This window comes from Curvibacter sp. GW821-FHT09D12 (genome assembly GCF_059416245.1).
Map to the genome: position 1 here is coordinate 205,801 of NZ_JBWKOU010000003.1, position 17,528 is coordinate 223,328.

A 17,528-nucleotide genomic window follows, 5' to 3' on the forward strand; every position below is an offset into this window, starting at 1 on the left:
GCTGCGGCTTTCGGGTCGCAGATCTCAGATCTCAGATCTCAGGTCTCAATAGAGGCCGGTCAGGTAGTAGGTGGCAATGATCACGCCCACGGCGGCCGTCTTGATCAGGGTGATCGCGAAGATGTCCTTGTACGAGGTCTTGTGCGTGAGGCCGGTGACGGCCAGCAGCGTGATCACGGCGCCGTTGTGCGGCAAGGTGTCCATGCCGCCGCTGGCCATGGCGGCCACACGGTGGAACACTTCCAGCGGGATGTGGGCTGCGTTGGCGGCCTGGATGAAGGTGTCGGACATCGCGGCCAGCGCAATGCTCATGCCCCCCGAGGCCGAACCGGTGATGCCGGCCAGTGCCGAGATCGAGATGGCCTCATTGAGCAGCGGGTTGGGGATGGCCCGCAGGGCATCGGCCACCACCGTGAAGCCGGGCAGGGCGGCGATGATGCCGCCAAAGCCGTACTCGGATGCGGTGTTCATGGCGGCCAGCAGGGCCCCTCCGACGGCGGCCTTGGTGCCATCGGCGAAACGCTTCTTCACCGGGCCCCAGGCAAACACCACCACGGTCAGGATGCCCATCAGCAGCGCCGCCTCGACGGCCCAGATGGCCGCCACTTTGCTCACGTCGGTCACCACCGGCTTGGCCATGGTGGGCAGGGCTGCGGTGTGCACCGCGCCGTAGAACTGCGGGATCAGCACCGTGAACACCTTGTTCATCACCCCCACCACCAGCAAGGGCGCCAGGGCCAGCCAGGCGTTGGGCAGCTTTTCGGCGGCATAGGGTTCGGGTTCGTTGCTGTGGCCGCTGCCATAGCCTTCGCCGGCCTCACGTGCACGACGACGGCACCAGGCGAGGTAGGCCAGGCCGGTCACCAGGATGAACACCGTGCCCACCACGCCCAACCAGGGCGCGGCCCAGGTATTGGTCTTGAAGAAGGTGCTGGGGATGATGTTCTGGATCTGCGGGCTGCCCGGCAGCGCATCCATGGTGAAGGTGAAGGCGCCCAACGCGATGGTGCCCGGGATCAGGCGCTTGGGGATGTCGCTTTGACGGAACATTTCGGCTGCGAACGGGTAGACCGCGAACACCACCACGAACAGCGACACGCCGCCGTAGGTGAGCAGCGCACACACCACCACGATGGACAGGGTGGCGCGCTCGCGCCCCAGCAGCCCGATGACGGCTGCCACGATGGACTTGGAAAAGCCCGACAGCTCGATCACCTTGCCAAACACGGCGCCCAGCAGGAACACCGGGAAGTACAGCTGTACAAAGCCCACGAGCTTGTCCATGAAGATGCCGCTGAACAGCGGTGGCACCAGGGTGGGATCCGTCAGCAGCACCGCCAACAGCGCGCAGACCGGCGCAAACAGGATCACGCTGAGGCCGCGGTAGGCCACGAACATCAGCAAAACCAGCGAAAGCAAAATGATCAAAAAGCTCATGCGGTCCTCCGCAGGGCGAGCTTGTGAGCCTGCGCGGATTGCAGCGCGGCACAGAAAGGGGTGGGGGTCACGGTGTCTGTCTCCAGTCGATATGAAGAGACCGTCGGGCTGTGGGGCGCGACGGTCCAAAGGTGGGGGGCAGATTGTGGGATCAGGAAGCCGTCGGCCTGGGCGTCGCTTGTGAGCGTGTGTTATTTGCGTTTTTGGCTCAGCGCGCTGTTCAGTCCCGCTGGTGTGGGTGGCGGCCTACAAGGCCTCCAGCCAGCGCAGCAGGCGCAGAGGGCTGAAAGGCTTGCCCATGTGGGCCTGGGCCCCCAAGGCCAGGCTGGTCTCAATGTCGGCCTGGCTGGCGTGGGCCGAGATGACCAGCACCGGTGTGTCGGCCAGAAGGGCGTGGGCCCGCATCGCCTGCAGCAAGTCGTGGCCGCTCATGCCGGCACCAAAGCACAGGTCGGTGATCACCAGGTCGGGCTGTTCGCGCTGAGCCAGGGCCCAGCCCGAGGCGGCGTCGGCGGCCAGCAGCACCTCGCTGTGCTGGTGCAGCACCAGCCGCAGCAGTTCGATGATGAAAGCGTTGTCCTCGACCAGCAACACACGCCGTCGGGGCCGTACTGGGGGGCCTGGCGTTTCGAGGGGCTGGGGGACTGCGTTCATGGCGATCTTTCGGGGCTGCTGCTGCATGGGCCATCCCACCGCGTGCCGCGCCGTGGCTGGGCGGACCTGGGCTGTCGGAAGGATTTGTTGCAGTTTGATGCAGTCCCCGAAGGGGCTGTGCAGGCCACAGACGGCACGCCCTGTAGGAGGGCATCGATGTCCGGACGCGCCATTGCGCCAGGACAGGGCCAAGGCACTCCGCGGCGCCCGTCAGCCGTGCAGGGGGCTGCCCGGCCGCTGACGGCTTGGTTTCAGACCGTGCCCAGGGCTTTCAACAGCTCGGTCTCGATCTCGATCTGCTTGCGGTTCTGCTGCAGTTCGGGGCCCTGGATCAGGAAGGTGTCCTCCACCCGCTCGCCCAGGGTGCTGACCTTGGCCATCTGCAGGCTGATGTGGTGCTGGGCCAGCACCCGGGCCACCATGTACAGCAGGCCCAGGCGGTCGCTGGCCGAAATGCTGAGCAACCAGCGCTGGGCTTTTTCGTCAGGGCGCAGGTCGATGCGCGGGGCAATCGGAAAGCTCTTGACGCGGCGCGACACCCGGCCCCGGCTGGGGGGGGGCAGGGGACCCGCTTCGGTCAGGGTGCGGGCCAGTTCACTTTGCACCATGCTGGTCAGCTCGCGGTAGTGCTCGGGCAGCATCTGGGTCACGACCTGGAAGGTGTCCAGGGCGTAGCCATTCGAGGTGGTGTGGATCTTGGCGTCCAGGATGCTGAAGCCGGCCTGATCGAAGTAGCCGCAGATGCGGGCGAACAGGTCGGGCTGGTCGGCGGTGTAGACCAGCACCTGCATGCCTTCGCCCACCGGCGACTGGCGGGCCCGCACAATGGGGTCGAGCGAGGCCACGTGGCGCGACAGCTGCCGGGTGTGCCAGGCGATGTCGCCCGCGTCGTGGCGCATGAAATAGCTCACGTCCAGCGTGTCCCACAGCGGCTTTTGCACCTCGTGGGGCAGTGCGTACAGGGCCAGCTGCACCAGCGCCTCACGCTTGCGGGCCTCGATCTCGGCGCGGGCGTCGGGGGCGCGGCCGCCCAGCACGCGCAGCGTGTAGCGGTACAGGTCTTCCAGCAGCTTGCCTTTCCAGGCGTTCCAGACCTTGGGGCTGGTGCCGCGGATGTCAGCCACCGTCAGCAGGTACAGCGCTGTCAGGTTGCGTTCGTTGCCCACGCGTTTGGCAAAGGCCTGGATCACTTCGGGGTCGCTGAGGTCTTCTTTCTGGGCAATGCGGCTCATGGTGAGGTGTTCACCCACCAGCAGCTCGATCAGCTCGCTGTCATCACTCGCAATGTCATGGTCGCGGCAGAAACGGCGTACCTCGGCACGCCCCAGCTCGGAGTGGTCGCCCCCTCGGCCCTTGGCGATGTCATGGAACAGCGCCGCCGTGTAAAGGATCCAGGGCTTGTCCCAACCGGCCGCCAGTTGCGAGCAGAAAGGGTATTCGTGCGCGTGTTCGGCCATGAAGAAGCGGCGCACGTTGCGCAGCACCATCAGGATGTGCTGATCCACGGTGTAGACGTGGAACAGGTCGTGCTGCATCTGGCCCACGATGCGGCGGAAGACCCAGAGATAACGCCCCAGCACCGAGGTCTGGTTCATCAGGCGCATGGCGTGGGTGATGCCCTCGGATTGCTGAAGGATGCTCAGGAAGGTGCGGCGGTTCACCGGATCGCGGCGGAAAGCCCCGTCCATCACATGGCGGGCGTTGTACAGGGCGCGCAGCGTGCGGGCCGACAGGCCCTTGAGGCCCACCGTGGTCTCGTACAGCAAAAAGGTTTCGAGGATGGCGTGCGGCTGGTTCAGGTACAGGTCGTCGCTGGCCACCTCGATCATGCCGGCCTTCTCGAAGAAGCGCTCGTTGATGCGCCGCGGCTCGTGGGTGTTGGGGTGCAGCCGCTCTTCGATGTTGAGCATCAGGATCTGGTGCAACTGCGACACCGCCTTGGCGGCCCAGTAGTAGCGGCGCATCAGGGCCTCGCTGGCCCGCACGGCCAGGCGCGAGCCATCGGGTGCATGCGACTGGTAACCAAAAGTCTCGGCGACCGCTGTCTGAAGGTCGAACACCAGCCGGTCTTCGCGGCGCTTGGCCACCACGTGCAGGCGGGCCCTGATCAGGCTCAGCAAGGCCTCGTTGCTCTTGATCTGACGGACCTCGAACGGCGTGGCCAGGCCCTTGGCGGCCAGGTCGTCCCAGGTGTCGCCAAAGCCGGCCGCCTTGGCCACCCACAGAATGGTCTGCAGATCGCGCAGGCCACCGGGCGATTCTTTGCAGTTGGGCTCCAGCGAGTAGGGCGTGTTCTCCGACTTGTTGTGGCGTTGGCGCAGTTCCAGGCTCTTGGCAACAAAAAAGGCCTGGGCATCCAGATGGGCCCGGAAGGCCTGCTGGAAGGCCGTGAACAGATCGGTCGGGCCGATCAGCAGGCGGGCCTCCAGCAGCGAGGTCTGCACCGTGACGTCCTTGCCCGCTTCGGCCACGCACTCGCTCAGGGTGCGCACGCTGGAGCCGATCTCCAGGCCCACGTCCCAGCAAGAGCCGATGAAGGCCTCGAGCCGGGATTTGAGCTCCGGCTCGCTGTCCGCCACCACGCTGTCGGGCAGCAACACCAGCACGTCCACATCCGAATAGGGAAACAGCTCGCCGCGCCCATAGCCGCCCACGGCAGCCAACGCAAAAGCGGGCGGAAATCCAGCGCGCCGCCACAGCTCGGCCAGCAGGTCATCGACCAGCCGGGCCAGCCGGGTGAGCAAGCCGTGGATGCCCCGGGTGGTGGCGCCCTCGGTCTGGAGTTGCTGCAACAGAGCCGCTTTCTGCTCTTTGTAGGACTGGCGCAAGGCCTGGAGGTCGGTCATGGCGGGGCGGGCGGCGCGGGGTGAACGGGGCGAAAACGGGACGAGAGCCTGAGGCTCAGGTCTTGGTGGTGGTGATGAAGCCCGGCAGCGGCGGGCTGCCGGCCGACAGCGTCAGCACCTCATAGCCGGTTTCGGTGACCAGGATGGTGTGCTCCCATTGGGCCGACAGGCTGTGGTCTTTGGTGACGATGGTCCAGCCGTCGTTGCCGTGCGACTTCACTTCGCGCTTGCCGGCATTGATCATGGGCTCGATGGTGAAGGTCATGCCGGGCTTCAGTTCTTCGAGCGTGCCGGGCTTGCCGTAATGCAGCACCTGGGGCTCTTCGTGAAAGCGCTGGCCGATGCCGTGGCCGCAGAACTCGCGCACCACCGAAAAGCCATGCCCCTCGGCAAACTTCTGGATGGCGTGACCGATGTCGCCCAGGCGGGCACCGGGCTTGACCTGCTGGATGCCGATCCACATGGCCTCGAAGGTCAGCGCGCTGAGGCGCTTGGCCGCGATCGAGGCGTCGGGCATCACGTACATGCGGCTGTTGTCCCCGTACCAGCCCTTGTCGGTGATCACGGTGACATCGATGTTCATGATGTCGGTCTTCTTGAGCGGCTTGTCATTGGGGATGCCATGGCACACCACATGGTTCAGCGAGGTGCACAGCGAAGCCGGGTAGGGCGGGTAGCCGGGGGGCTGGTAACCGACGGTGGCCGACTTGGTGCCCTGCACATTGACCATGTACTCATGGGCCAGGCGATCGATCTCCAGCGTGGTGACGCCGGGTTTGACGAAGGGGGTCAGGTAGTCCAGAACCTCGGACGCGAGGCGGCAGGCCACGCGCATGCCCTCGATCTCTTCCGCGTTTTTGTAGGTGATGCTCATGACGCGGATTATCCCACCTGAGAATAGCCGCGTCGGGGCACGGCCTTGGCCGGCCCCAGGCTGCCGGTATCAGCGCAGGTTGCCGGTGTGGCCCAGCGAATAGCGGCCAGGTTGCGGCCACACGGCCAGGCCATGGGGCTCCTGCCCCACCTTGATCTGGGCCACGGCGCCGCTTTGGGTGTCAAAGCGGTACACCACGTCGTCAAAACGACCCGACAGCCACAGCCACTTGCCGTCGGCGCTGACATTGCCCATGTCGGGGCTGCCGCCGCCCTGGATCGGCCACTGCGCCGTGACCTTTTCGGTGGCAAAGTCGATCACCGTCACGCTGCCCGGGCTTTTGCGCGGGCCGTGGATGCGGTGCGAGCCCCGGTTGGCCACATACAACTGCTTGCCGTCGCGGCTCGGGTACAGCCCGTGCGCGGCCACCCCGGTGGCAATGAAGCCCACCTCGGTGAGCGAATCACCGTCGAGCACATGCACGCCGTCGGCCTCCATGTCGGCCACGTAGAAATGCTTGCCGTCGGGCGAGATGCGAATGTCCTGCGGCATGCCCTTGGTGGCCGAGCAGACCTCGGTCTCCATCGGCGACACATTGGGATCGCTGAGCTTTTGCCCGTCCTTGAAGCGGGTCTTGGGCATCTGCAGCTTCAGGTAGCCCAGCACCTCACGCTTGCCCAGGTCGATCTTGGCCACGCTGCCCTGGAACTCACAGGTGAAGATCGCGTAGCGCCCGTCGATCGAAAAGTCGGCATGGTTGATGCCGCCGCACTTGGGCACATCGATGGCGTATTGCAGGGCCAGGGTCTTGGGGTCGCGAAAATCCAGCCGGTGCTTGGCCTCGGCCACCACGATCAGCGAGGCGCCATCGGGCGTGGCGTACACGTTGTAGGGGTCGTCGACCAGGATCTCCTTGCCCGGCTTGCCGGTGCGCGGGTCGATCGGGGTCAGGCTGCCATCGGTGCGGCGCTCGGCGTTGTTGGCCACCCACAGCGTGCGCAGGTCCCACGAAGGCACCACGTGCTGTGGGGCTGGCCCCACTTTGAACTTGTCGACCACCTTCATCTTGGCCGGGTCGATCACATACACATCGTTGGAGCGCAGATTGGGCACATAGATGCGCTCCAGATCGTCGCGCACGGCCGGGGCCATGTGGTCAGCAGCGGTTTCGCTGTAAAGATTGGCCGGGTTGGGCACCGGCGGCATGCCGGGCACGGTGTTGACCGTCGCCGGCTTGGCCGCGCCATTCTTGCCGACCGCGTCGGCCCCCTGCACCCCGCTGGCCAGCAGGCCCATCACGATGACAGCCGAACTGACGGCCAAACCAACGGCGTTGCGGGCAAAGACTTTCCCGAGGGACATGAGAAGAACACTCCAGAAAAAAGAGGCGGCTCAGGGCTTGATGGCCGCCTGGATCGCTGCGGCCGAAGTCTCCACGATTTGCTGCACCCCGACTTGACCCAGCGCAATGCTTGCGCGACGCGGGTCGCCGGTCACGCCCCGGGCCCGGTCGCGGGCGCCCGGGCTGGCCAGTGTGTCGGTGCGCACCAGGGCCGGGTCGGTGGCCAGCATCAGCGAGGTGTCGGCCAGGCCGGCGTGCTCGCCGATCTCGGCCGGGCTGAAGCCGCGCTGCTTCAACTCGGCCACGTAGGCGGTCTGGGTCACGCGGTAGTACTCGCTCAGGGCATGCACTCGGGCCGGCGGGCCGCCGTCACGGGCCCAGGCCTGGTTCAGGCGCTCGGCCACCCGCTCCAGGTTCTTGCGGTAGCCCCCGTGGTCACCCAGAAAGAACACATCGCGAAAACCATGCTGCCGAAAGCTGCGCGCCGAGCCCTCCAGCACGGCCTCAAAAGCCGGCTCGGGGATCGAGATCGTGCCCGCAAAGCGCATGTGCCCGGCCGGCGGGTGGATGCTGCCCTCGGGCACATAGGCCAACACCGGGGCGACCACCGTGTGCCCCACGCGCCGGGCAATCTGACCGGCCAGCACATGCACCCGCACGTTGTGCTTGCCCAGCGCCATCTGCGGCCCGCTCTGCTCGGTGCCGCCGATGGGGATCAGCACCGTGCGCGTGCCCGCATCGAGGCGGGCCTGCAACTCGGGGCTGCTCAGGTCTTCCAGAAAAGGGCTGTCTGGCTCTGCCGCCTGGGCCATCGGCCCCAGCGGGCCGGCCAGCAAGGCCATGAGGCCCAGGCAGGCCAGGGTGTGGGAAGCACGGGAAGGGCGACGAAAGGGCATTCGGGCGGCGGTGGCAATGCGAGATGAGGAATTATGTGTTCAGTATGTCAAGAGGCGGTGAAGGGTGGGTATCAGACGGCAGAAGTGTGGCCCGTGCTGTCATGTCGCCGCGGACGACATGAGCCCACGACATGTTCTCATTTTGAGGAAATGACGACACGTTGTGCTGGTGGGTGCTCGGCAGCGACATGCGTCCTCAGGGCCCTGGCCCTTCAAGCGACGTCCGTCAGCACGTCTGGTATCCCCGCTGATACTCCCGCCCCCAGCCGCGTCCAGGGCAGGCTGGCCGGGTCGGCGGGCATGGGGCCTGGGGCGCGGGTGACCAGGATGTGGGACGCGATGGGTGTGAAGTCGGCGCGGAAGTGCACCGAGCTTTTGTTGACCAGCAACTTCATGGCCTCGGGCTGGATGCCCACGCAACGGTACAGCTCGCGGTCCAGCATCTGGCATTTGCCGCTGGCGACCACGATCAGCACACCGTCCAGCTCCAGACAGGCGACCTGACCGAGGCGAGTGAGCACGCCGTGCATCATGGGGCCCAGCAGGCGCACGCTGCCCTCGAACAGGGCGCGCACGGTGACCACGGCCTGCACGGGTGGGTCGCTGAGCTGGCCGGGCAGGGTGGTGACCTGGCGGCCCAGGCTCAGGGACAGACGGGCGCCGAGGCCGGCCCGGTGGGCGGCCGCGGCGGCTTCGGGGTCGTACAGCAGGCCCAGCGCCACCTGGCCGGGGTAGCGTTGGCCGGCGCCGGCCTGCAGCAGGGCATGCAGCATGCCGGTGGTGTCGCTGTCACCCCCTGCGCCGGGGTTGTCCTGGGTGTCGGCGATCACCACCGGGGCGCTGGCGTGTTCGGCCAGTGCCAGGGCCTGCTGCACCGCAGCCAGGGGTTCGGGCAGGCTGACGCGCCAACGCTGGGGCGGCTGGCAAAGCTGGGTCCACAGTTCTTGCACCACCGCCTCGGCGTGCTCGCCATAGGCCCACACGCAGGGGCCGCAGCAGGCGATGTCGGCGGCCGGGAAGCCCATGGCGATGCTGCTCAGGGTGGCTTGACGGGCATCCACCTCGGGCAGTTGCGCGTACAAGGACGCGGCCGGCTCGATCAGGGTGCAGCCGGCGTTGATCGGGATCAGGAAGGGCACGCGGCGCCAGGCCATCGGCAGGCGTTGGCCGGCCTGCAGGCGGCGCTCCAACAACTGGGCGGCCAGGCGGCCGGTGGCTTCGGTGTCCACATGCGGGTAGGTGCGGTAGGCCACCAGGCCGTCGGCCAGCGCCAACATGTCGGCGCTGACGTTGGCGTGCAAATCAAGGCTGGCCACGATGGGCAGTTGATCGCCCACCAGCGAGCGCAGGCGTCTGAGCAATTCACCTTCGGCGTCTTCGAAGGCAACGCTGACGGCGGCGCCGTGCAGATCCAGGTAGATGGCTTGCAGGCCCGGGCCGGCCAGGGCCTGGCGGGCCGCCTCGACGATGGCGCCGGCAATGCGCTCGAACGCCTCGTCGCTGACCTGGGCCGAAGGCGTGGCCCCCGCCCAGCAGGCGGGCAGCAAGGCCCAGCCCCGCGCCTGGGCCTCGCTGATGAAGCCGCCGATGGGCAGGCTGCTGCCCGTGAAGCGGCGAAGCATGTCGGCCCCTTCGCTGTAGGCCGGAAAGCCGTCGCCGCGCAAAAAGGCGGCCCAGTCGGCCGGGCTGGGGGCGAAGGTGTTGGTCTCGTGCTGAAAGCCGGCGATCAGGATGTTCATGGTGTTTCGCAGTGGGCAGGGAGGGGTTGAGGCTTTGGGCAGGCGGCTACCAGCCCAGGGCCAGGTGCAGGCCGAGCAACACGCCCATGCCGGCAAACAAGGCGTGGTTGATGTTGCGCCGGCCCCCGAAGTAGGTGAGCAGGGCGGCGGCGCAGGCCCACCAGCGGGCATCCTGCCATTGCGGCACCCACTGGCCCTGGTTCAGCGCCACCTCAGGGACGACCATGGCCAGCAAGGCGCCCAGTGGTGCAAAGCGCAGGCAGGTGCGCAGCCAGCCCGGCAGGCGGGGTTGCTGGCCGGGCAGCAGAAAAAAGGCCCGGGTCAGCACGGTGATCAGCACCAGCAGGGCCACGGCCAGCCAGCCCCTGTGTTCGGGGTCATCGAGCATGGGGCCTCGGTCGGCGGTGTTCGGCCAGCAGACCCGCGGCCATGGCGGCCAGCATGGTGACCAGCACCGGCAGGCCGCGTGGCAGCGCCTGGGCCGGCAGGGCCACGGCACAGGCCGCGAAAGCGGCCACGCGGGTGGGGCGGTCTTTGACCATGGGCAGGGTCAGGGTCAGCAAGGCCAGGATTGCCACAAAGCGCAGGCTGTTGGCGCCGGGCAATTGGTCGGCCAGCAGCAGGCCCACCCCGGATGAGAGCTGCCACACCGCCCAGTTGCTCAGCGCCAGGCCGAGGTAGAAGGCCACCTCGCGGCGGCGTTGCCGGCGGTTGTGGCCGGGCAGGGGGTGGCGCTGGGTGAACAGCGCATAGATCGGGTCACCGGCAAAGTAGGACAAGGCCACGCGCTGCGGTCGGCTCAGGTGGTGGAAGTAGCGGCTCCATTCGGCGCTGAACACCACGAAGCGCAGGTTCAGCACGGCCGCGGTGGCCCCCACCAGCCACAACGGGGCTTGGCTGGCCATCAGCGGAAGGCAGGCCAGTTGGGACGAGCTGGCATACACCAGCAGCGACATGGGCAACAACACCGCCATGGGCAGGCCGCTTTGGGCCATGGCCACGCCCGCCACCAGGCCCATGGCGGCCGTGCCGGTGGCCGGCCCGGTGACGGCCCGCACCCCCGCCAGCGCGTGCCTCACGGTGCGTGGGCCGAGCCAGGCGGGCCAAAGGGTCAAGGCAGGCCGCCAGCGGCGCATCAGGCCTCCGCGATGTGCGGCCAGGGCCGTTGGGCCGGGCGCATCTGTTCGAAGGCGCGGGCCATCTGCAGCACGCCCAGGTCGTCAAAGCGGCGCCCGGCAATCTGCAGGCCGATGGGCACGCCATGGCTGTCGTAGCCGCAGTTCACCGAAGCAGCGGGCTGCTCGCTCATGCTGAAAGGCAGGGTGAAGCCGATGTGGTCCATGGCCTCATTGACGTTGTTGGTCGGGTACGCCCATTCGGCCGGAAAGCTGGTGTTGGGCGAAACCGGCGACAGCACGTAGTCGTAGGGCTGGGTGGCGGCCACGGTGGTGGCGCGGGTCTTGAAGGTCATGCTGTAGGCCTCGAAAGCCTGCTCGCCGCTGAAGCCCAGGCCGCCTTCGGCCCACTGACGCACGATGGGCAGCACCTTGGCGCGGCGCTCGGGCGGCAGGGCCTGCACATCGACGCCCGAGCGGATGCGCCAGAAGCGGTCCACCCCATGCAGCAGCTCGTTGCTCATCCAGGGCTGCAGGGTTTCGATCACCGCACCGGCCTGCTCGAACAGGCGGGCCGCCGCCACCACGGCCTGCTGCACCTGGGGCGACACCGGCATGCCGCAGCCGGCCTCCAGCAACAGGCCGATGCGCAGCCCCTTGAGTTCGCGCTGCAGCGACAGCCACGGGATGTCGGACGGCGGCAGGCTCATGGGGTCGCGTGGGTCGGGGCGCGACAGCACGGCCATCATCAGGGCCGCATCGGTGACGGTGCGGGTCATGGGGCCGGCGCAGCGGCCCATGTACGGCGGGTCGATCGGCACCCGGCCCAGGCTGGGCTTGAGGCCGGCCAGCCCGCACCAGGCGGCCGGCAGGCGCACCGAGCCGCCGATGTCGGTGCCGATGTGCAGCGGGCCGTAGCCTGCGGCACCCGCCGCGCCCGCGCCGGCACTGCTGCCGCCGGGGTTCATCGCGGTGTTCCAGGGGTTGCGGGCCAGGGCATGGAAGCTCGACAGGCCTGACGAGAGCATGCCGTACTCGGGCATGGTGGTCTTGGCCACGAAGACGGCACCGGCCTCACGCAGGCGAGCCGCGGGCGGCGCATCGGCCGCAGCGGGCACCGGCAGGCTGGCGGCGGTGCCCACCGGCACGGGCACGCCGCGGGTGGCGATGTTTTCCTTGATGGTGGCTGGCACGCCGTCGATGCAAACACCGCCCACGCTGATGGGGGTACCGGCACGCCAACGGGCTTCGGCAGCGCGCGCCATGCTCAGTGCGGCATCGGCATCAAGCGCATAGGTGGCGCACAGCACGGGCTCGCAACGCTCGATGCGCTGCAGCACGGCCTGGGTCACTTCGACCGGCGACAGGCTGCCGTCACGGTAGGCCGCCACCATGGCGGAGGCGGAAAGGGCGTGGAGTTCACTCATGGGTCAGGGGTCCTGAGGTGGAGAAAATCGGGAAAGGACGGGGTACTTACATCGGGTCCAGCGGGTAGATCGGGCGGCGCACCCGTTTGAATTGCAGTGCGCCGTAGTCGGACGTGGTCACGCCCAGGCCGTCGCACTCGATCACCTCACGGGCCAGGTCGCCAAAGCCGGCGCGCCAGTGCACCCGGCTCTTGAGGATGACAAAGCGCTTTTGCAGCGGATCGACGCCGACGCTGGACAGGCAGTTCAGGTCAAACGGCTCCTGGTGCTCGGAGATCAGCACGATCTCCAGGCCGCCCACGGCCAGCACCACGGTGGGGCCCAGCCGGGTCTGCACGCCCTGGTACATGGGCCCGCGGTTGCGAAAGCGCCCGTCAAAGGCCAGCTTGACCCGACCGGTGACGCTCAGGGGTGGGCTGTCACGGCGCAGCGCTGGCATGGCGGTCTTGCCACCCAGGCTCAGTGTGATCTCGCTGCCGATGCCGGCGGCCAGCGCCTGTTGCACGGCCTGGGGGTCCCATATCGCATAGAAGACGGCCTCGTCCAGGCCCTGGCGCAGCACCTCGGCCAGCACCTCGGTGGTGTCCATCGAGCCGCCCGAGGCCGAGTTGTCGCAATGGTCCAGCAGCACGACCGGGCCGCCGAGGCCGATGGCGCAGGCCTGGGCCCGGGCCACGGCTTCGGCCAGCGGGGTGGGGTGGAACACAAAGCCCTCGCGGGCCTCCCAGGCCTGGGTCAGCAGGGCGTCGCAATGCCCGCGGGCTGTCTCAGGCCGTGCGTCGGTGCAGACCACGGCGCTCAGGCCGGCCTGGCTGATGTCGGCGTGCGGAAAGCCCACAAACACCGAGGCGGCCAGCACCTCGCCGCCGGCCTCCAGGGCCTGGCAGCGCGCCTGTAGCGAGCGATTGGGCTCGGCGTGTGTACCCTGGCGCATCACGTGCGGCAGCATGGGGGCCTGGCCCCACTGCATCACGGGGCGGATCTCGCCACTCAAAGTGCGCAGGATCAGTTCGGCAGCCCGCACACCGGCGGCATGGATGTCCACATGGGGGTAGGTGTGGTAGCCGGTGATCACGGTGGCGTGGCGCACCATGTCTTCATACACATTGGCGTGCATGTCCAGGGTGACGCCCACGGGGATGTCGGGGTCGATCTCGCGCAGGCGGCGCAGCAGCGTGCCTTCGGCGTCTTCCAGCGATTCGGTGACCATGGCACCGTGCAGGTCGAGCAGCACGGCATCGAAGCCGCCCCGCGCCACGCGCGACAAGATGGTCTGGCTGATGCGCTCGTAGGTGGCGTCGTCGGTGGGGCGGCTGGGTTGCGCCTCGGCGGCGGTGGCAATCACCACCTCGGCGCCCACGCGCTCGGCCACGTCGATGAAGCCGCCCAGCGCCAGGCCGGTGCCTCGGTAGGCTGCCAGCAGGCTGGCCTGGTCAGCATCGGCCGGCAGAGCACGGTAGAAGCGCTCCAACGGGGTGGGCACCGGTGAAAAGGTGTTGGTCTCGTGCTTGAACTGGGCCAGCAGAAGTCGCATGGTGGGGGTCCTGTAGGGCGGAGGGATTCAGCCCCGGTGGGCCAGCTCGGCCCGGGGGGCGGCGGCCAGCAGGCGGCGGGTGTAGTCGTGGGCGGGCTGCTGGAACACCTGGGCTGTGGGGCCTTGCTCGACGATCTCGCCCTGGCTCATCACGATCACGCGGTCGCACAGTTGGGCCGCCACCCGCAGGTCGTGGGTGATGAACAGGATGCCCAGGCCCAGGTCGGCCTGGATTTCACGCAGCAGGGACAGGATCTGGGCCTGCACCGACACGTCCAGGGCCGACACGGCCTCGTCGGCCACCAGCACCTGGGGCTGGCAGGCCACGGCGCGGGCAATGGCCAGGCGCTGCCGCTGTCCGCCCGAGAACTGGTGTGGGTAGCGGTCAAGCGCGGTGCGGGGCAACTGGATGCGGTCCATCAGCTCTTCGGCGGTCTGGCGGGCCTGGCGCTCGCCCATGCCGAAATTCATCGCCCCCTCCATCAGCGACGAGCCCACGGTGCGGCGCGGGTTCAGCGAGCGGTTGGGGTCTTGAAACACCACCTGCACCCGCGATCGCAGGGGGCGCAGCCGCCCCTCGGGCAGGCCCTGCACCGGGGTCTCGCCCCACAGAATGCTGCCTTCGCTGGGGTCGATCAGGCGGATCATGCAGCGGGCAAAGGTGGATTTGCCCGAACCCGACTCGCCCACCACGCCCACGGTCTCGCCCCGATGCACGGCCACGCTGGCATCGCGCAGCGCGGTGTTGGGCTTGGCCCGGCCCAGCCAGTCACGGCGCACATAGGTCTTACCCACGCCGGTGGCGCTGAGCAGGGCACGCCCACCGGGCAGTTCGCGCGGGGGGGGCGGGGTCATGCCGGGCACGGCGTCCAGCAGCATGCGGGTGTAGGCTTCGCGCGGTGCCTGCAGCACCTGCTCGGCCGGGCCTTGCTCGACCACGCGGCCGCGGTGCATCACCATCACCTGGTCGGCGATCTCGGCCACCACGCCCATGTCGTGGGTGATGAAGAGCACGGCCGAGCGTTGTTCCACTTGCAGCTCGGCGATCAGGCGCAGGATCTCGGCCTGGGTGGTCACGTCCAGGGCCGTGGTGGGCTCGTCGCAGATCAACAGCCGGGGCTTCAGGATGATGGCCATGGCGATCACGATGCGCTGGCGTTGGCCGCCCGAGAGCTGGTGCGGGTAGCTGTCGTAGATGCGCTTGGGATCGGGCAGGCGCACCCGGTCGAAGATGGCCAGGATGTGGGCCTTGCGCTCGTGCGCGGGCCACTGGGTGTGGGTGCGCAGCAGCTCGTCCACCTGCTCGCCGCAGCTGTGCACGGGGTTGAGCGCGGTCATGGGCTCCTGGAACACCATGCCCATGCGGGTGCCGCGCCAGGCGCGCAGGCGTGATTCGGGGGCCAGTCGGGCCTGGTCCATCAGGGGTTCGCCGGCCAGGCGGATCTGGCCCTGGGTGGCGCTCAGGCCTTTGGCCAGCAGGCCCATCACCGTGGTGGCCAGCACGGACTTGCCCGAGCCCGACTCGCCGACGATGCACAGGGTCTGGCCGGCTTCGATGCGCACGTCCAGGTGCTCAATCGCAAAAGGGCGGTCGGCGTCGGCCGGCAGGGCCACCTGCAGGCCCTGCACATCGAGGATCACTTCGGCGGGCCGGGGCACCGGGGGCGGTGCCGAATCCAGGAAGACGGGGGTGGGGGAGGTCAAGGTGTTCATGGCAGGGGGCTCGCTCAGGCTCGCTTGGAGAACTTGGGGTCCAGCACGTCGCGCAGGCCGTCGCCCAGCAGGTTGATGGCCAGCACGGTGGGCACCAGGAACAGCGCCGGAAACATCACATTGCCCGGGCTCTGGGCAAACTGCACCCGCCCTTCGGCCATGATGTTGCCCCAGGTGGGCACGTCGGCCGGCAGCCCCAGGCCCAGAAAGCTCAGGATGGCCTCGGTCAGCACCGCGGAAGCCGCAATGAAGGTGCCCTGCACGATCAGCGGGGCCAGCGCATTGGGCAGGATGTCGCGCCACAGGATGGTGAGGTTGGACGAGGCCAGGGCCCGCGCCGCCTCGACAAAGGGCTCGTCACGCAGGCCCATCACCAGGGCGCGCACCAACCGGGTCACCCGTGGGATTTCGGGCACGGCAATGGCCAGGATCACGGTGGGCAGGCTGGCCCCGAGCATGGCCACCAGGGTGATCGCGACCAGCACGGCGGGGATGGCCATCATGCCGTCCACCAGGCGCATCACCACCGCATCCACGGGCCGGAAGTAGCCCGCCAGCATGCCCAGCAGGCAGCCACCGGTGATGGCGAGCACAGCGGTGCACAGCCCCACCCCCAGCGAAACGCGGGTGCCGAAGAGCACGCGGCTCCAGATGTCGCGGCCAAAGTTGTCACTGCCCATCCAGAACACATGCTGCAGGGTCTGGCCGTCGGGCAGGGTGACTTCGCCACGGGTGCCGGCAGGCACCGAGATGAAGCTGGGGTCCATGGCCGAGGGGTCGAAAGTGCCCAGCCACGGGGCCAGCACAGCCAGCAGCAGCAAGGCGGCCAACACCGCGCAGCCCAGGCGCACGGCGCTGTTGCGCCAGAGTTTGTTCCAGTTGCTCATGGGAGATCCGGGGAAGGAGGGTCAGTAACGGATGCGCGGGTCGAGGAACAGGTAGCTCAGGTCGACCAGGAGGTTGATCAGCACATAGGCCAGGGCAAAGAACAGCACCACGCCCTGCAGCACCGGAAAGTCGCGGTTCAGGACGGCGTCCACCGTGAGCTGCCCCAGGCCGGGGATGGCGTACACGGTCTCGGTCACCACCACGCCGCCCAGCAGCAAGGCCGCGCTGACGCCGATCACGGTGACCACCGGCACGGCGGCGTTGCGCAGCGCGTGGTGGGTCAACACGGCCAACTCGGTGATGCCCTTGGCCCGGGCGGTGCGGATGTAGTCCTCGGTGAGGGCCTCGCTGACCGCGGCCCGGGTCACCCGGGCCAGCAGGGCCACATAGGTGACCGACAGGGTCAGGCAGGGCAGGATCAGCTGGTGCAGCCAGGGCCAGAGGCCGGACTCCAGCCGCCGGTAGCCCTGCACCGGAAACCAGTGCAGTTGCAGCGCCATCACATAGATCAGCACATAGCCCACCACGAACACCGGCACCGAGAAGCCGGCCACCGAGAACGCCATGACGGCCTTGTCCAGCCAACTGCCCATGCGCCAGGCCGCCAGGGTGCCCAGGGGCAGGGCCAGCACGATGGCCAGCAGCAAGGTGCCGGCGGCCAACGACAGGGTGGGCTCCATGCGCTGGGCGATCAGCTCGACCACGGGCTTGTTCATGAAGAAAGAGTGGCCCAGGTCGCCTTGCAGCACGGCTCCGCCCCACAGGCGGAACTGCTGCCACAGCGGCTGGGTCAGGCCGAGCTGGGTGCGGATGCGGTCCAGGTCTTCGCTGGTGGCGCTGTTGCCACCGATCACGGCGGCCGGGTCGCCCGGCGTGAGGCGCACGATCATGAAGACCGCCACGGCCACCACCAGCAACACCGGCAGGGTGGCCAGCAGTCGTTTGGCCAAAAATGAAAGCATCAGGAAATCTCCGGAAAACAGTCGCCCCGGCGCCGGCCGCGCCCCTTGCAGGCAAGGCGCAGGCCGGGCCTGTCGGGCAGGCAAGCTGGCGGGCGAGCGGG

At 68.2% G+C, this 17,528-nt stretch carries 14 protein-coding genes; all 14 read right to left on the minus strand.

What is annotated here, in order from left to right:
* Positions 1-45: 45 nt before the first annotated feature.
* The gene (locus AC07PT_RS05825) at positions 46-1,437 is read right to left on the minus strand and encodes a GntP family permease (protein WP_492345485.1); all 1,392 of its coding nucleotides are present in this window, start codon (positions 1,435-1,437) and stop codon (positions 46-48) included.
* Between the two features lie 246 nt (positions 1,438-1,683).
* Positions 1,684-2,091: a response regulator gene (locus AC07PT_RS05830; RefSeq protein ID WP_492345486.1), complete on the minus strand. Its 408-nt coding sequence runs from the start codon at positions 2,089-2,091 to the stop codon at positions 1,684-1,686.
* A 251-nt stretch (positions 2,092-2,342) separates the two neighbouring features.
* The gene (locus AC07PT_RS05835; protein ID WP_492345487.1) at positions 2,343-4,937 is read right to left on the minus strand and encodes a [protein-PII] uridylyltransferase; all 2,595 of its coding nucleotides are present in this window, start codon (positions 4,935-4,937) and stop codon (positions 2,343-2,345) included.
* A gap of 55 nt (positions 4,938-4,992) precedes the next feature.
* On the minus strand, positions 4,993-5,811 hold the full coding sequence (gene map, locus AC07PT_RS05840) for a type I methionyl aminopeptidase (RefSeq protein ID WP_494656098.1): 819 nt from the start codon (positions 5,809-5,811) through the stop codon (positions 4,993-4,995).
* A 69-nt stretch (positions 5,812-5,880) separates the two neighbouring features.
* On the minus strand, positions 5,881-7,173 hold the full coding sequence (locus AC07PT_RS05845) for a YncE family protein (protein ID WP_494656099.1): 1,293 nt from the start codon (positions 7,171-7,173) through the stop codon (positions 5,881-5,883).
* 30 nt (positions 7,174-7,203) lie between these two features.
* Positions 7,204-8,049 carry a creatininase family protein gene (locus AC07PT_RS05850; RefSeq protein ID WP_494656100.1) on the minus strand — a complete coding sequence of 282 codons (846 nt, stop codon included), beginning with the start codon at positions 8,047-8,049 and terminating at the stop codon, positions 7,204-7,206.
* A 212-nt stretch (positions 8,050-8,261) separates the two neighbouring features.
* Positions 8,262-9,788, minus strand: coding sequence for a M81 family metallopeptidase (locus tag AC07PT_RS05855; RefSeq protein ID WP_494656101.1), 1,527 nt, complete (start codon positions 9,786-9,788; stop codon positions 8,262-8,264).
* A gap of 46 nt (positions 9,789-9,834) precedes the next feature.
* Positions 9,835-10,176 carry an AzlD domain-containing protein gene (locus AC07PT_RS05860; RefSeq protein ID WP_492345494.1) on the minus strand — a complete coding sequence of 114 codons (342 nt, stop codon included), beginning with the start codon at positions 10,174-10,176 and terminating at the stop codon, positions 9,835-9,837.
* Positions 10,166-10,903 carry an AzlC family ABC transporter permease gene (locus tag AC07PT_RS05865; RefSeq protein WP_492345495.1) on the minus strand — a complete coding sequence of 246 codons (738 nt, stop codon included), beginning with the start codon at positions 10,901-10,903 and terminating at the stop codon, positions 10,166-10,168. Before AC07PT_RS05865 ends, AC07PT_RS05860 begins: the two co-directional genes overlap by 11 nt.
* 20 nt (positions 10,904-10,923) lie before the next feature.
* On the minus strand, positions 10,924-12,330 hold the full coding sequence (locus tag AC07PT_RS05870) for an amidase (protein ID WP_492345496.1): 1,407 nt from the start codon (positions 12,328-12,330) through the stop codon (positions 10,924-10,926).
* Between the two features lie 46 nt (positions 12,331-12,376).
* Positions 12,377-13,864: a M81 family metallopeptidase gene (locus tag AC07PT_RS05875; protein ID WP_494656102.1), complete on the minus strand. Its 1,488-nt coding sequence runs from the start codon at positions 13,862-13,864 to the stop codon at positions 12,377-12,379.
* 27 nt (positions 13,865-13,891) lie between these two features.
* Positions 13,892-15,577, minus strand: a complete 1,686-nt coding sequence (locus AC07PT_RS05880; protein ID WP_494656103.1) for a dipeptide ABC transporter ATP-binding protein — start codon at positions 15,575-15,577, stop codon at positions 13,892-13,894.
* A gap of 14 nt (positions 15,578-15,591) precedes the next feature.
* Complete coding sequence (locus AC07PT_RS05885; protein ID WP_494656104.1) at positions 15,592-16,464, minus strand: ABC transporter permease; 873 nt, start codon at positions 16,462-16,464, stop codon at positions 15,592-15,594.
* A gap of 21 nt (positions 16,465-16,485) precedes the next feature.
* On the minus strand, positions 16,486-17,427 hold the full coding sequence (locus AC07PT_RS05890; protein ID WP_492345500.1) for an ABC transporter permease: 942 nt from the start codon (positions 17,425-17,427) through the stop codon (positions 16,486-16,488).
* Between the last annotated feature and the right edge of the window lie 101 nt (positions 17,428-17,528).

Excerpts from the sequence above, each read along its gene's own strand:
- AC07PT_RS05855 (WP_494656101.1), bottom strand. The coding sequence starts at position 9,788 with ATGAACATCCTGATCGCCGGCTTTCAGCACGAGACCAACACCTTCGCC.
- AC07PT_RS05825 (WP_492345485.1), bottom strand. The coding sequence starts at position 1,437 with ATGAGCTTTTTGATCATTTTGCTTTCGCTGGTTTTGCTGATGTTCGTG.
- AC07PT_RS05875 (WP_494656102.1), bottom strand. The coding sequence starts at position 13,864 with ATGCGACTTCTGCTGGCCCAGTTCAAGCACGAGACCAACACCTTTTCA.
- AC07PT_RS05845 (WP_494656099.1), bottom strand. The coding sequence starts at position 7,173 with ATGTCCCTCGGGAAAGTCTTTGCCCGCAACGCCGTTGGTTTGGCCGTC.
- AC07PT_RS05830 (WP_492345486.1), bottom strand. The coding sequence starts at position 2,091 with ATGAACGCAGTCCCCCAGCCCCTCGAAACGCCAGGCCCCCCAGTACGG.
- AC07PT_RS05850 (WP_494656100.1), bottom strand. The coding sequence starts at position 8,049 with ATGCCCTTTCGTCGCCCTTCCCGTGCTTCCCACACCCTGGCCTGCCTG.
- AC07PT_RS05880 (WP_494656103.1), bottom strand. The coding sequence starts at position 15,577 with ATGAACACCTTGACCTCCCCCACCCCCGTCTTCCTGGATTCGGCACCG.
- AC07PT_RS05885 (WP_494656104.1), bottom strand. The coding sequence starts at position 16,464 with ATGAGCAACTGGAACAAACTCTGGCGCAACAGCGCCGTGCGCCTGGGC.
- AC07PT_RS05835 (WP_492345487.1), bottom strand. The coding sequence starts at position 4,937 with ATGACCGACCTCCAGGCCTTGCGCCAGTCCTACAAAGAGCAGAAAGCG.
- map (WP_494656098.1), bottom strand. The coding sequence starts at position 5,811 with ATGAGCATCACCTACAAAAACGCGGAAGAGATCGAGGGCATGCGCGTG.
- AC07PT_RS05860 (WP_492345494.1), bottom strand. The coding sequence starts at position 10,176 with ATGCTCGATGACCCCGAACACAGGGGCTGGCTGGCCGTGGCCCTGCTG.
- AC07PT_RS05890 (WP_492345500.1), bottom strand. The coding sequence starts at position 17,427 with ATGCTTTCATTTTTGGCCAAACGACTGCTGGCCACCCTGCCGGTGTTG.
- AC07PT_RS05870 (WP_492345496.1), bottom strand. The coding sequence starts at position 12,330 with ATGAGTGAACTCCACGCCCTTTCCGCCTCCGCCATGGTGGCGGCCTAC.